We start from the raw sequence: 13046 nt of genomic DNA, 5'->3' as shown, positions 1-13046 counted from the left end.
GTGGAGGCGTGTACCGCCCGTGACGAGGCCGGGGAGCCCTTCCCCATCTGCTTCGACCCGGGCAACGCGCTGCTCCTCGGCGCCGGGGGGCTCGTCCAGGCCGGAGAGGCCGCGCCCGAGCTGCGCGCCGGCATCCTGCTGCGCACCTCGCGCTCCAGCCGCAGCAAGGGCACCCCGTGGCTCAACACCCACCGCCTGCTCGTCACCGAGGCCCGGACGGGCACCGCGCGGCGGGGCCTCACCGCCACGCTCTACGAGGGCAACCTGCGCCGCCACCTGGAGGAGGGCTTCATCCTCGTCCCCACCGCGCGGCCCGTGCGCATCCCCTTCCCCTTCGACCTCACCCTGGCGGTGCGCGTGGGCCACTACGAGCGGCGCGTCTGGGAGGGGCCGGGCTGGACACTGGAGACGGGACGCGCCGCACTCCTGGTGGATCCGCTGCGCTCGCCCACGGCCCGGGTGTGGCTCGGCGTGGGGCCCGCCGCGAGCCACACGCTGCGGCACTCGCGCGAGGGCACGGTGCACGAGCTGTCCCCCTTCACCTCGCTCCTGCTCGACGCGGGCTACGAGACGGAGGACGGAGCGTGGGCGGCGCGCGTCACGGCCCTCGCCGGGTGGACGGTGGGCCTGGAGGGCGAGGGGCGCTTCCGGGCCCGCGAGGAGGCGAGCCTCGAGCGCCTGCTCCTCGCCGTGAACGACCAGCCGGTGTGGCTGCGGCTCTCCGGCTCGCACGTCCACGCGGATGCCGGCGTGGACCGGGGGGGAGAGTGGACGGTGGGCCTGGGCCTCACCCTGCGCGCCTGGAGCGCACGGTGAGGGCTCCAGCGGCTACAGCGTCATGCGCACCGAGGCGAGCACCTGGTCATTGCGGTTGAAGTAGCCGAAGGCGCTGAAGGCCGGGCCGGCATACACCTCGGCCGCGAGCCCCACGGAGAGGTGCTCGCTCACACGCCAGCCCGCGCGCGGCGACACGAGGAAGGAGCGCTGCGTGAGCTCGAAGCCACCACGCAGCCCCACCTCCAGCCGGTCGTCCAGCAGCGAGTACCGCACGTCCGCCACCAGCAGGTGGAAGAAGGCCGCGCGCTCCTGGCCACGCGCCGTGCCCGGCTCGAGCAAGAGAAGCAACTCCTGCGCGCCCACGCCCGGCACCACGAGCCCGGTGTAGGTGACGGAGTAGAAGAGCTTGGACTCCTCGGCCTGCGATGCCCCCACCACCCACGTCACCGCGGGCTTGCGCAGCGGGCGCAGCCGGTCGCCATAGAACGTCCGCGAGGGACTGAAGCCCACGTCCACGTCGAGCTGCACGGGCCCCACCAGCGAGCTCGCCTCGGCGGCCACCACATGCTGGCGCGCGTAGCGGCCGGTATAGAGCGACTCGCCCGCGCGCAGCCGCTCCTGCAGGGAGAGCAGCAGCGCCGCGTCCGCCGGCTCCCCGCGCTCCCGAGCACGCAGCAGCGCGTCCAGCTCCGGGTCGAGCGTCACCTGGGGCAGCTTCTCGTTGGCCCACACCCACGAGCCGCCCAGCTTCACCCGGCCCAGCTCGCCGGTGACGCGCAGGCCCACGTCCCCCGGCAGCCCGGGCCGCTCCGTCTCCAGCAGGTGCGGCTGCACCCAGCCCTCCACCGAGGCGTCCACCGGGAACGGCACCGCCACGCCCAGTTGCGGCTGCAGCAGCGCCGCGTCCTGGCCGAACACGTCGTAGCGATTGGGGACGAAGAAGGGCGCCCACACGCCGGTGACGGTGAGCGGGCCCACGTTGGCGAGCGCTCGCGCGGCGAAGACGGGCAGCTTCAAGTCCTCCGGCTCGGGCAGCACGAGGCCCTGGCGCAAGTCCCTCGGGTTGAGCACGTCCGTGGGGGCGAAGACGGCATTGGCCCCGAAGGCCAGCGTCTGCTGCCCCACCCGCACGTCCACCCGCCGGGTGTAGAGGTCGACGAAGGCCTCGCCCAGGTACGGCTCGAAGGCGCTCCGGGCGCGCTCGAAGCCCCGTTCGGCCCCGCCGCGCCAGAAGGCCCGCCCCTCCACCACCAGCCGCAACGAGGCGCCCAGCTTCACGTCCGTGGCGAGCGAGGCCCGGCCCCACCCGTCCACCACGTGCTCGCTGAGCCCGTCCTCCCGGCGAGGCTCGAAGCCGGTGTCCATGCCGCCCACCAGCCGCACGTCGCCAGTCACCCGCACCTGGGGCACGACGGGCGCATCCGAGGAGAACTCCCGCAGCGGCGCTGGCGCCTCCTGTGGGGACGCGAGCGCCAGCGTGGGCACCAGGGCCAGCAGTGTCAGCCCGCGTCTCACCCGCGCTCCAGGGCCCGCTCGGTGAAGGCCTCGTCGCCGAGCTGGATCTCCTCCAGCTTCAGCACCTCCAGCGTCGTGCTCGAGCCCGTCTGGAGGTTCTCCATCGTCGAGCGCGAGGCGACCACCCGGTCCTTGAACTTCTTGAGCTCCTGGGCGCGGTACACCTTGAAGGGCTTGCCCTCGCGGTCCGTGTACTCGGCCTTCACGGGGACGTACGTCTCCTTGTCCACGTAGAGCATCACCGTGCCATAGGGGGAGTCCGCCCCGGCCTGGCCGCGCAGCACGTAGGCGAGCCGATCCAACACCTTCGTCTCGCCCACCAGGCGCAGCGACTCGTCCCGCTCGCCGCCGGTGCCGCCCAGGTCCGCGTAGTTGAAGTCCGTGTCCATGAAGGACTGGCCCCGCTGCGTGCGCGCCACCTTCCGCACCCGCTTCAGCTTGGGCAGGTACAGCGAGATGTCCGCCGGCTCCCCCTTGGCCCCCTCGACGGTGAGCACCGCCACGCCCGCCACGCCCGCGGGCTGTGAGAAGCGCGCGAGCGAGTGCAGCCGCCCCTCCACCCGCTTCGCCGTGGAGGTGAGCACCTGCTCCTTGCGCGGCCCCGCCTTCGGCACCGAGGAGAGCTTCAGCTCCGCCCGCAGGCCGATCAGGTTGAGGGCTCCCCGCTCACGACTCCGGCGGGCGATGTCCGCCGCGGACTCCTCGGCACGGGCAATGGGGGCCACCAGGAGCGCCGCCACGGCGACGCACAGCAGGGGGGCAAGGGCCTTCAGCATGGGCGCGGACTCTAACCCGCCCACACCGGCCGTCAGCCCTCCCCCACACCCCCAGGAGGTTGGCGCTGCGCGTTCCTCCTTATATGCGGGATGCATCGGATGGGCCCGCGGCCAACTGTCCGATAGACAACCGGATGGACAAGGCGCCTTCCTTCGGGAAAAGCCCTGTCGTTTGGGGCAGATGCCCTCCTTGAGCACCCCGGGGGCGTTCTGCTATAGCTGTAAGGGGACCCGACCCGTGCTGAAGCTCATCATCGAAGACGACGAGGGGCGAAAGACTGTAGTCCCCTTCGTGCGGGACGAGATCACGATTGGCCGTCAGGAGGGAAACACCATCCGCCTGACCGAGCGCAACGTATCTCGTCAACACGCACGCCTGCTGCGCCAGAACGGGCACGTGCTGGTGGAGGACCTGGGCAGCTACAATGGCGTGCGCATCAACGGCGAGCGCATCCAGGGACAAGCCCAGGTAGGGGATGGAGATCTGATCCAGATCGGTGACTACGATCTGGCCCTGCAGAAGGAGGCCGCCTCGCAAGTGGGCGCGCCTACCATCCGGCTACCCGCCGCCGCCCTGCAGGCCGCCATGAATGAAGCCCCGAGCGACTCCGCCGAAGCGGAGAGCGACGAGGCCGACACCCCCGCGCCCCAGGAGGAGGACGACGCACCCACGCCCTCCCCGGCGGACCAGCGCCGGCACTCCACCGCGGTGATCCGAATGGATCAGGTGGAGATGAACCGGTCGCGCAAGGTCTCCGCGCTCGACGCGGAGGAGGCACCCCACCTGGTGGTGGTGAGCGCCGAGTTCAAGGGCCAGGAGTTCGCCTGCATCCGCACCGAGATGCGGATCGGCCGCACCGACGACAACGACATCACGCTCGACCACCGCTCGCTGTCGCGCACGCACGCCAAGATCGTCCGCGAGGACTCCGGCGAGTGGCGCATCATCGACATGCAGTCGGCCAACGGCATGGCCGTCAACGGTGAGAGCTACGCGCAGGCCCCGCTCGCGCACGGCGATCTCGTCGAGCTCGGCCATGTGAAGCTGCGCTTCGTCGGCCCCGGCCAGAGCACCGAGGGACTGCTGCACGAGGGAGCGGCGAAGAGCGGCGCCTCGAAGAAGCCGCTGCTGCTGGCCGTCGTGGGCGTGATCCTGCTCGGCATGCTCGGAGGCGCGGCCTGGTTCGTGATGGGCCAGCCCGCGACGCCCCCCGTCAATCCGCCGCGGACGGCCGTGGTGGACAAGCAGCCCGAGCCGCAGCAGACGCAGCCGGTGGCCAAACCGGAGCAGCCGCAGAACACGCAGCCGCCCCCGAATACGCCGCCCCCCGAGCCCGCCATCCCGCAGCTCGCGGAGAAGCTGCAGAGCGCCCGGGCCGCCATCGAGGCGTTGGACTTCGACAAGGCGGTGGACACGCTCGAGTCCATCAAGGACTCCAAGGGCCAGCGCCCCGCCGAGGCGGAGGAGCTGCTGAAGCAGGCTCAGGCCGAGCAGCAGTTCCGCCAGAGCCTGGACCTGGCGCAGAAGGAGCTCGCGGCGGACCGTCCCCAGGAGGCCCAGAAGCACCTCGAGGCCAGCGCGGGCACGCTCGCCTTCGCCGACGAGTACGCCGAGCTGAAGCAGCAGGTGGAGGAGGCCCTGGCGCCTCCGACGAAGCCCACGCCCACGCCCAACAACAAGACCGTGTCGGGCACGGCGCGCCGCCCCACGCCGGCGGAGCTGGCCAAGCAGTCCCATGACGACGGCCTGGTGCTCTACAACAAGAAGCAGTTCCGGGAGGCGGATGCACGCTTCAAGAAGTGCATCGAGATCGACCCCACCTTCGCGGCCTGTTACATGATGCGCGGCTCCATGCTGGCCCGCCTCGGCCGCCTCGATGATGGGGCTCAGTTCTACCGGGAGTTCCTGAAGCTCGCGCCGAATCATGAGATGGCGCCGGCGGTCAGGAAGCTGGTTCAAGACTACGACAAAAGCCTGACGAAACAGGGTGACGGCCAGTAGCCCGAGCAAATCCCCCGGGCACTGCCCACGCGGTGCCCTGCTTCCGGGCTGCGGGCCTCCACCCCCCACACGAGGAGAAGATTCGTGCAGATTCGTATCCTGGTGGTCGACGATGAGCAGGACAACTGCGACTACCTGAAGCTGGTCCTCATGCGTGAGGGCTATGACGTCGTCACCACGACGGACCCCACCAAGACGGTGGAGATCCTGCGCAGCGCGGACTTCCACCTCGTCATCCTCGACATGATGATGCCGGTGATGTCCGGCACCGAAGTGCTGGAGCACATCCGCAAGTACGACACCGACGTCGCCGTCATCGTCGCCACCGCCTACCCGACGGTGGACACGGCCGTGGCCTCGCTGAAGAACCAGGCGAGCGACTACGTGAAGAAGCCCATGGAGCCGGACCAGTTCCTCGGCGCCGTGCGCAACGCCCTGGCGAAGAAGGGGCTGTCCCAGGATCCCGAGGCGGACCTGCACCGCGCCATCGGCCGCACCATCCGCGACGCGCGCAAGACGCAGGACCTCACCCTCAAGCAGCTCGCGCGCCGCACCGGCCTGTCCGTGTCGCTGCTCTCGCAGATCGAGCGCGCCGAGTCCTCGGCGTCCATCTCGTCGCTCTACAAGATCGCCTCCGCGCTCCAGCTGCGGATGGGCGAGCTCTTCGGCGACACCTGAGCCGTCAGGGGGCGGCCAGCCTCACTGGCCGCGGAAGTGGGGCGAGCGTTTCTCCAGGAACGCCGCCCTGCCCTCCTTCGCGTCCTCGCTGGCGAAGGCCCGGGCCCGCACCTCACGCAGGTGCGCCCGCTCCTCCTCGGACAGCGCCGGACGCGCGAGCAGCCGGAAGGCCTCCTTCATTCCCGCCACCGCCAGCGGTGCCTGCGCGGCGAGCGTCCGGCACAGCTCCAGGGCCCGCGCCTCGGCGTCGGCCACCGGGAGGCACTCGTCCAGCAGCCCCCACGCCAGCGCCTCCTTCCCATCCAGCCGCCGTCCGGTGAGGAAGAGGTTCTTCGCGCGCGCCACGCCCACCAGCCGGGCCGCGCGCATCAGCCCGTCCGGCGAGTAGACGATGCCCAGCCGCGCCGGGGGCATGCTGAAGACGACGTCCTCCGCGCCGATGCGGAAGTCACAGGAGGCCGACAGGTCGAAGCCGGCGCCGAAGGCCCACCCCCGCACCAGCGCGACGCTGGGAAGCGGCAGGGCCTCCAGCCGCGAGAGACACGCCATCAGCGCGTCATCCGGCAGCCGGTCCTCGGTGGGCGTCGCCAGCAGGTTCAGGTCATAGCCCGAGCAGAAGGTGCCACCCGCGCCCTGGAGGAGGACGGCGCGCACCTTGCCAGGGGCCGAGGCCAGCGCCTCGTCCAGCCGGGCCACCTGGCCGTCGTCGAGCGCGTTGCGCCGCGCCGGGTTGGACAGGGTGAGGACGCGGACGCCATCGTCCCGGTCCTCCACATGCAGGGCGGACGGCTCCACCGCGCGCGGCTCGCTACTCGAGCACCACGAGGACGTCGCCCTCGTTGACCGGCTGCGCCTCCTTGCAGCGGATCTCCTTCACCGTGCCGTCCTCGGTCGCCTCCACGGGCATCTCCATCTTCATGGACTCGAGGATGACGAGCGTGTCGCCCGAGGAGACCTTCTGCCCGACCTTGACCTCGATCTTCCACACCGTCCCGGTGATGTGCGCCGCCACGTCCGCCATACGCTGTGCTCCTCGTCGGTGCTGCGTGTGCCCTGCGTGCTGCGTGGAAAGGGTGCGCCCCTCGCCTACGGCTTCGCGTGGTGCTCCAGGAAGCGCGTGTTCAGGTCGCCCGCGCGGAAGACCGGGTCCTGCAGGATGCGCAGGTGGAGGGGGATGTTCGTCTTGATGCCCTCGATGCGGAAGTTCTGAAGCGCGGCAATCGAGCGCTCGATGGCCTCGGCGCGCGTGGCGCCCGAGACGATGAGCTTGGCGATCATCGGATCGTAGTTCGGCGTGACGGTGTTGCCCTCGGCGTAGCCCGAGTCCAGGCGCACGCCCTCGCCCGTGGGCGGCTGGAACACCTTGAGCGGGCCCGGCGAGGGGAAGAACTTCACCGGATCCTCCGCGTAGATGCGGAACTCGAGCGCCGCCCCGCGCCGCTTCACGTCCTCCTGCTTCACCGTGAGCTTCTCGCCCGAGGCGATGCGCAGCTGCCAGCCGATGAGATCCAACCCCGTGGTCAGCTCCGTCACCGGGTGCTCCACCTGGAGCCGGGCGTTCATCTCGATGAAGTAGATGTCGCCGTCCGAGTAGAGGAACTCCACCGTGCCGGCGTTGGCGTAGCCGAAGGCCCTGGCCGCGGCGAGGGCCGCCGTGAACAGCTTCTGGGACAGCTCCGCGTTGCGCCCGTCCGCGAAGAGCGGCGAGGGCGCCTCCTCCACCACCTTCTGGTGTCGGCGCTGGATGGAGCACTCACGCTCCAGGCAGTGGATGAGGTGGCCGTGGTGGTCCCCGAGGATCTGCACCTCGATGTGACGGGGCGTCGGGAAGTAGCGCTCGATGTACACGCCCTCGCGACCGAAGGCGGCCTTCGCGCGATCCGTGCACTGGCGGAAGACCTTCTCCAGCTCGGCGGCGTCCTTGGCGGCGGCCATGCCGATGCCACCCCCACCGCCCGCGGCCTTGCAGAGCACCGGGTAGCCGATGCGCTCGGCGGCGGCCAGCGCGGAGGCCACGTCCGGCAGCACGTCCTCGGTGCCGGGGACGATGGGCACGCCAGCGGCGGACACCAGCTTGCGCGCCTGGCTCTTGTCCTTCATCCGCAGCATGGCCTCGGGCGGCGGACCCACGAAGGTGATGCCGGCGGCCGTGCACGCGGTGGCGAACTCGGCGTTCTCCGAGACGAAGCCATAGCCCGGGTGGACCGCGTCGGCGCCGGTGGACTTCGCCGCGTCGAGGATGGCCTGGATGTTGAGGTAGCTGTCCTTGGCCGCGGCGGGCCCGATGCGAACCGCCTGGTCCGCCTCCTTGACGAAGGGCAGCTCCGCGTCCGCGTCCGAGTAGACGGCCACGGTGGAGATCCCCATGCCCTTGGCGACGACGGCGATGCGCCGGGCGATCTCACCCCGGTTGGCGATGAGCAGCTTCTTGAACATGGCTGGCAACCCCTCCGATGTGAGGCGGGGCAACCTAAACTCCCCCTTACGCCCTGACAAGGACACAACGCGCCGCCCGCCGGGAAGTTGCGGGCATGTAGGATATTGGCGTAGCGTCCCTGGCCGTGAAGCCCTCCACGACAGGAACAGTGGTGGATCTCCAGGGAGCACGCCGGGAGCGGCGACTGGAGATGTACCGGGCGCGACTGGCCGAGCGCCTTCGCACCAACCGCGCGGCAGTCGAGGCCCTCTACGAAGGAGGCACCCTCTTCTCGCCCCAAGGCACCCGCTCGGGCCGAGCCCTGCTGCGCGCCCATCAGGTGCTGCAGCGCGCCAGCTCCCTGCTGGAGCAGCTCTCCGGCGACGGGGTGGTGCCCGCTCCGCGGCTGCCCGAGCGCATCGAGGAGCTCTACCGCGAGGTGGACACGCTGCTGGCGCGCAGTGACGCGCTCTCGGGGCGTCACCACCGGGCGGCGAGCGTGGCCCGCCTTCCCGGGCGCTAGCGCGAAGACCCCGCCTGAACGGGCCGGGGCCCTCCCCTCACGGCATCTCCGTCTGGCCCTGGCGACGCAGGAAGGTGGGGATGTCGAACTGATCCTCGTCCAGGGGCAGCGCCGCGTCCTTCACCACCGCGGTACGCCCGGACAGCGAGCGCCCATCCACCGAGGACATCGTCCGCGCGCCGGCCTTGGCGGGCACCAGGCTGGCCACCTCCTCGCGGTCGCGTGCGGCGGTGAGCGAGACGGGCGCGGGCCGGGTGACGACCGGCACCTGCACCACCTGCGCCGGCTGGCGCACCTTCGTCTCCCGCGACACGAAGCCCGTGGCGATGATGGTGATCTTCACCTCGTCGCTGATGTTGTCGTCGATGAGCGAGCCGAAGATGATCTCCGCATCCGGATCGGCCGCGTCGTGCACCAGCGTGAGGGCCTCGTTGACCTCCTGGAGGGTCATGTTGCGGCCGCCGGTGATGTTGATGAGCAGGCCGGTGGCGCCGTCGATGGAGATGTCCTCGAGCAGCGGGCTGGAGATGGCCTGCTGCATGGCGTTGAGCGCGCGCTTCTCGCCGGAGGAGTGACCGGTGCCCATGAGCGCCAGCCCCTTGTCGCTCATGATGGTCTTCACGTCGGCGAAGTCCACGTTGATGTAGCCGTGGTACTGGATGAGGTCCGAGATGCCCTGGACGGCGTTGAGGAGCACCTCGTCGGCGCGCTTGAAGGTCTCCAGCAGTGGCATGGGCTCGTTGCTCAGGGTGAGCAGCCGCTGGTTGGGGATGGTGATGAGGGTGTCCACCGCGGCCTTGAGCTCCACGAGGCCCTGCTCCGCCTGCTTGCGGCGCTTGTTGCCCTCGAAGAGGAAGGGCTTGGTGACCACGCCCACCGTGAGGCAGCCGAGGCTCTTGGCGATGTCGGCGATGATGGGCGCCGCGCCCGTGCCGGTGCCACCGCCCATGCCGGCGGTGACGAACACCATGTCCGCGCCCTCGAGCATGGCGGCGATCTGATCGCGCGACTCGAGCGCGGCCTCGCGGCCCATCTCCGGGTTGGCGCCCGCGCCCAGGCCCTTGGTCAGGGTCTGGCCGATCTGCAGCCGCACCGGCGCCTTGTTGGCCGCGAGCGCCTGCACATCGGTGTTGGCGGCAATGAAGTCGACCCGCTCAAGCTTCGCCATGATCATCGTGTTGACCGCGTTACAGCCGGCGCCACCCACCCCGACGACACGAATCTTTGCGGCCTGCTTGTTCTGGTCGAACTGGTCCATGTGTTTCCTTCTTTCGGCGCAGGTCGCACGTGCCCGCGCGCGCCCCTGCAACCGACATCTTCAGCAAGTCGCGATCTTTGGCAAGTTCTCAGCTACGAACCTGTAGCGCTACGTGGCGGTGTCGAGTCGTCACAGGCACTTACGCGGAAGCCCCACCACCCGACCGGTGCGGTGCGGTGGGAGCATCTCGCCTCTTGACTCGCGAGATGCGGGAGCGGGACCCCCGTTGACGCGCGTGTCAGGTGCCTCGTCCGCTGCCCGGACGGTTTGGAGGGCTTCGAAGGAAGCTCCACATCGGGTCAAATCGGGACCCTGGCGAGACGCGACCGGGTGAGGAGCAAGATGTCGGAGCCGCGCGAATGGAAGATGGGCACTCACCGAGCTCGTTTCGAGCCCCCGGATACGGTCTGGATGACGCACCAGGGCCCTCTCTCCCTCGAGGACTACACCTGGACGGTGAAGCTCTGCCGGGAGCTGGGACAGCAACAGGCGTTCATCCTGGTGACCGACGTGACGGAGCTCACCGCCTCGGACCCAGAGGGGCAGCGCTACGCGAGCGAGCACATGGAGCCCGAGTGGTTCGTGGCCATCATCTACGTCGGGGCACGCCTCATCCATAAAGCCGGGGCCAAGGGCATCCGCTTCGTGCAGCAGCTGCTCGGCAGGAAGCCGACACCCTTGTACTTCGCCGCCAACGAGGCGGAGGCGCGCCGGATCATCTCCCAGCTGCGGAGCACCTGAAGGGTGTCTAGCGCCGCGTCGTCGTGCCCCGACGAGACTTCGCGGCACCCCGAGCGGGCTTCGCCGCGGTCCTGGCCTTCTGGACCTGGGCCTTCACCTTCTTGACCCCGGGCTTGGCCTTCGCGGGCTTCTTGGCGGTGGCGGCGCGCTTCGCGTACTTCGGCTCGTAGAGCTGGACCACGACTCCGCCCGGCATGGTGAAGTAGGTCACGAAGCCGTAGCCGTGATCAGCGACGTCGCCCTTGAACTCCACGCCGCGAGCCCGCAGCCCGGCCACGGTTCCCTGGATGTCGTCGCAGTAGAACGACACGTCGTGCGTGCCCGAGGGCGGCTTCCCCGACTCGTCCACCGGGTGGACGCCCAGGTCCGCTTCCGGCAGATCGAAGACGAGCCAGCCCTCGCCCACGTCGGTGTGGGGCAGTTGCAGCTTGTCGCGAAGGAACTCGCGCATCGCTTCCGGTTCCGACGAGTAGAACAACCCGTGTAGACCTCGAATCATCCGCCGCTCCTGGTGTGAGGGGATGCAGCGGCTAGCACGCCCCCAACGCCCCAGGCAACGAGCCTGGTTGCCTGCTCCCCAGCGGACGAAGCAGCGCGGATTGTGAGCGCCGACCCGGGGCGCTACAGCCCCTCCGGGACGGGAGCGAGGAGACGGAGCGACGTGGCACAGCCGAAGGAAGTCCATCCGCGGTGGGAAGGGCTGGTGTTCGTCTGCCGCAAGTGCATGAAGCGCACGGGGGCGGAGGATCTGCGGAGCACGTTGAAGGAAGAGCTGGGCCGGGGCGTGCGCGTCGTTCGCAGTAGCTGCCTGAAGCTGTGCCCCAAGGGTCGCGTCTGCGTGGTGGTGGGCGGTGGCGAGCGCATGCGCTGCTTCCTCGTCGACCCCTCGGAGGACGTGGACTCGCTCGTCAGCACGGTCTCCCGTGCGCTCAAACGCTCGACGTAGCTCGTCCTTTGACCCAGAACCCCCGCCATGCCTGATTCCTCCGGCTCGCCCACCGAGGCCGTCCTCCATGCCACCCGGCGCTACCTGCGCGCGTACCCCTCGGCGGCGCTGTGCGTGGGCCTCACGCACCGCGGAGTGCACCACGTGCGGGCCCTCCGTCACGAGGGGACGCCCCCCGCCGCGGACTCCCTGTACGAGCTGGGCTTTCTCACCCAGGTCTTCACCGGCACCCTGCTCGCGCTGTTGGTGGACCGGGGCGAGGCGCGGCTCGACACGCCGCTCAAGGAGCTGCTCCCCCTGCCACTCCTGCCGGATGAGGTCGCCGGCCGCATCACGCTCGAGCAGCTCGCGACGCACACCTCCGGCATGCCGCTCGTGCCGCCGAACCTGCGGACCCCCCAGCAGAACCCGGCCGACCCCTACGGCCACTACAGCGCGGAGCTGTTCGGCGCCTTCCTGCGGAGCTACCACCCCCAGCACCCTCCTCCGCGAAAGCACGCCGAATCCATCATCGGCATGGGGGTGCTCGGCCACGCCCTCTCCCGGCGCCTGCGCCTCAACTACGGACACGCCGTGCGAGACCATCTCTGCACGCCGCTGGGGCTCGGCGACACCACCGCCGTCCGTCTCTCCGAGGAACAGGAGCGGCGCCTGCTTCCCGGCCACTCCGCTCGGGGCCTGCCGGTGCCGGGTTGGACCTTCCCGGCACTGCCCGGGGCGGGAGCGCTCCGCTCGACGGTGCCCGACCTGCTGCGCTTCCTCGACGCGAACCTCGGGCACCAGGAGGCCGGACTCGGTCGGGCCCCGCGGCTCGCGCACAGCCCGCGCGTGGAAGCCCGAGGCAGGCGCGTGGGGCTCGGGTGGAACATCTCCGACGTGGGTGGCAAGCCCGTGATGTGGTGCTCCTCGGTGACGGGCGGCTACGCCGGCTTCATCGGCCTCTCGGTGGAGGCGGACGCCGGTGTCGTCATCCTGTCGGACCACGCCTGGGGCTTCCTCGACTCGCTCCGCAAGCGGGTGCCCGTCGAGGAGCCCGGGCTCACGCTCCTCTCCGAATACCTTCGTTAGCGTTGCCCGTCCGCACGTCCCCTGGCGTGGAGGACCCCACCCCTCCACGCCCTGGCTGCCAGGCCAGCAGGGCCTCGGGATTGCACAGCACGAGGATCATGCGGAAATCTTCCCTCATGGCCCCCTCCGAGCCCCCGTCCACCGAGCGAAACACCCCGTCCGTCGAGGCGGCCTTCCAGGCGGCTCCGGAAGAGATGGTGGCGGAGATCCTCGACGGGGAACTGCACCTGAGCCCTCGCCCGGCCCGTCCCCACGCCAACGTCGCGTCGAACCTCGGCGTCCTCATTGGAGGGCCCTTCAAGTTCGGCAGAGGGGGACCGGGCGGCTGGGTCATCCTCGACGAGCG

13 protein-coding genes and 2 pseudogenes are annotated in these 13046 nt (G+C 70.2%); 8 read left to right on the top strand and 7 right to left on the bottom strand.

Annotation, left to right across the window (positions count from 1 at the left end; all coding sequences use genetic code 11):
* Window positions 1–816 (top strand): hypothetical protein, encoded by an 816-nt coding sequence (locus VF697_RS21625; protein WP_331097903.1) that lies wholly within the window; start codon window positions 1–3, stop codon window positions 814–816.
* A 12-nt stretch (window positions 817–828) separates the two neighbouring features.
* Here VF697_RS21625 and VF697_RS21620 read toward each other — a convergent pair whose 3' ends face one another.
* Window positions 829–2292 (bottom strand): hypothetical protein, encoded by a 1464-nt coding sequence (locus VF697_RS21620; RefSeq protein ID WP_331097901.1) that lies wholly within the window; start codon window positions 2290–2292, stop codon window positions 829–831.
* A complete protein-coding gene (locus VF697_RS21615; protein ID WP_331097900.1) occupies window positions 2289–3068 on the bottom strand; it encodes an outer membrane lipoprotein-sorting protein in 780 nt (259 codons plus the stop codon). Before VF697_RS21615 ends, VF697_RS21620 begins: the two co-directional genes overlap by 4 nt.
* 238 nt (window positions 3069–3306) lie before the next feature.
* On the opposite strand from VF697_RS21615, the gene VF697_RS21610 reads away from it, so the two are divergent.
* The gene (locus tag VF697_RS21610) at window positions 3307–5070 is read left to right on the top strand and encodes an FHA domain-containing protein (RefSeq protein ID WP_331097898.1); all 1764 of its coding nucleotides are present in this window, start codon (window positions 3307–3309) and stop codon (window positions 5068–5070) included.
* 84 nt (window positions 5071–5154) lie between these two features.
* Window positions 5155–5748 (top strand): response regulator, encoded by a 594-nt coding sequence (locus VF697_RS21605; RefSeq protein ID WP_203402602.1) that lies wholly within the window; start codon window positions 5155–5157, stop codon window positions 5746–5748.
* 21 nt (window positions 5749–5769) lie between these two features.
* Here VF697_RS21605 and VF697_RS21600 read toward each other — a convergent pair whose 3' ends face one another.
* From VF697_RS21600 to VF697_RS21590, 3 genes are all read right to left on the bottom strand, one after another.
* Window positions 5770–6543, bottom strand: coding sequence for an enoyl-CoA hydratase/isomerase family protein (locus VF697_RS21600; protein WP_331097893.1), 774 nt, complete (start codon window positions 6541–6543; stop codon window positions 5770–5772).
* A 13-nt stretch (window positions 6544–6556) separates the two neighbouring features.
* Complete coding sequence (locus VF697_RS21595) at window positions 6557–6769, bottom strand: biotin/lipoyl-binding carrier protein (protein ID WP_331097891.1); 213 nt, start codon at window positions 6767–6769, stop codon at window positions 6557–6559.
* Between the two features lie 65 nt (window positions 6770–6834).
* Window positions 6835–8184 (bottom strand): acetyl-CoA carboxylase biotin carboxylase subunit, encoded by a 1350-nt coding sequence (locus VF697_RS21590; protein WP_331097889.1) that lies wholly within the window; start codon window positions 8182–8184, stop codon window positions 6835–6837.
* A 152-nt stretch (window positions 8185–8336) separates the two neighbouring features.
* Between VF697_RS21590 and VF697_RS21585 the strand changes: the two genes are divergently transcribed.
* Window positions 8337–8687, top strand: a complete 351-nt coding sequence (locus VF697_RS21585) for a hypothetical protein (protein WP_414641328.1) — start codon at window positions 8337–8339, stop codon at window positions 8685–8687.
* A gap of 37 nt (window positions 8688–8724) precedes the next feature.
* On the opposite strand, the gene ftsZ is transcribed toward VF697_RS21585, so the two are convergent.
* On the bottom strand, window positions 8725–9945 hold the full coding sequence (gene ftsZ, locus VF697_RS21580) for a cell division protein FtsZ (protein WP_331097887.1): 1221 nt from the start codon (window positions 9943–9945) through the stop codon (window positions 8725–8727).
* Window positions 9946–10356: 411 nt separating this feature from the next.
* Here ftsZ and VF697_RS21575 point away from each other — a divergent pair, with 411 nt between their 5' ends.
* Window positions 10357–10686 (top strand): hypothetical protein, encoded by a 330-nt coding sequence (locus tag VF697_RS21575; RefSeq protein ID WP_331097885.1) that lies wholly within the window; start codon window positions 10357–10359, stop codon window positions 10684–10686.
* 7 nt (window positions 10687–10693) lie between these two features.
* On the opposite strand, the gene VF697_RS21570 is transcribed toward VF697_RS21575, so the two are convergent.
* Window positions 10694–11185 carry a VOC family protein gene (locus tag VF697_RS21570; RefSeq protein WP_331097883.1) on the bottom strand — a complete coding sequence of 164 codons (492 nt, stop codon included), beginning with the start codon at window positions 11183–11185 and terminating at the stop codon, window positions 10694–10696.
* A gap of 162 nt (window positions 11186–11347) precedes the next feature.
* Here VF697_RS21570 and VF697_RS21565 point away from each other — a divergent pair, with 162 nt between their 5' ends.
* The 3 genes and pseudogenes from VF697_RS21565 to VF697_RS21555 form a co-directional block, all read left to right on the top strand.
* Window positions 11348–11632, top strand: coding sequence for a hypothetical protein (locus VF697_RS21565; protein WP_331097882.1), 285 nt, complete (start codon window positions 11348–11350; stop codon window positions 11630–11632).
* Window positions 11633–11659: 27 nt separating this feature from the next.
* A pseudogene (locus tag VF697_RS21560) lies at window positions 11660–12598 on the top strand (serine hydrolase domain-containing protein); the annotation flags it as partial.
* A gap of 200 nt (window positions 12599–12798) precedes the next feature.
* Window positions 12799–13046, top strand: a pseudogene (locus tag VF697_RS21555) (Uma2 family endonuclease); the annotation flags it as partial.

It is taken from the genome of Archangium sp., assembly GCF_036388035.1.
In the GTDB taxonomy this organism is placed as follows: domain Bacteria; phylum Myxococcota; class Myxococcia; order Myxococcales; family Myxococcaceae; genus Archangium.
The sequence above is the reverse complement of the archived record's forward strand: the minus strand, read 5'-3'. Positions and strand labels throughout refer to the sequence as shown.

Coding starts and splice junctions, on each gene's coding strand:
- VF697_RS21615 (WP_331097900.1), bottom strand. CDS start 3,068: ATGCTGAAGGCCCTTGCCCCCCTGCTGTGCGTCGCCGTGGCGGCGCTC.
- VF697_RS21595 (WP_331097891.1), bottom strand. CDS start 6,769: ATGGCGGACGTGGCGGCGCACATCACCGGGACGGTGTGGAAGATCGAG.
- VF697_RS21590 (WP_331097889.1), bottom strand. CDS start 8,184: ATGTTCAAGAAGCTGCTCATCGCCAACCGGGGTGAGATCGCCCGGCGC.
- ftsZ (WP_331097887.1), bottom strand. CDS start 9,945: ATGGACCAGTTCGACCAGAACAAGCAGGCCGCAAAGATTCGTGTCGTC.
- VF697_RS21575 (WP_331097885.1), top strand. CDS start 10,357: ATGACGCACCAGGGCCCTCTCTCCCTCGAGGACTACACCTGGACGGTG.
- VF697_RS21570 (WP_331097883.1), bottom strand. CDS start 11,185: ATGATTCGAGGTCTACACGGGTTGTTCTACTCGTCGGAACCGGAAGCG.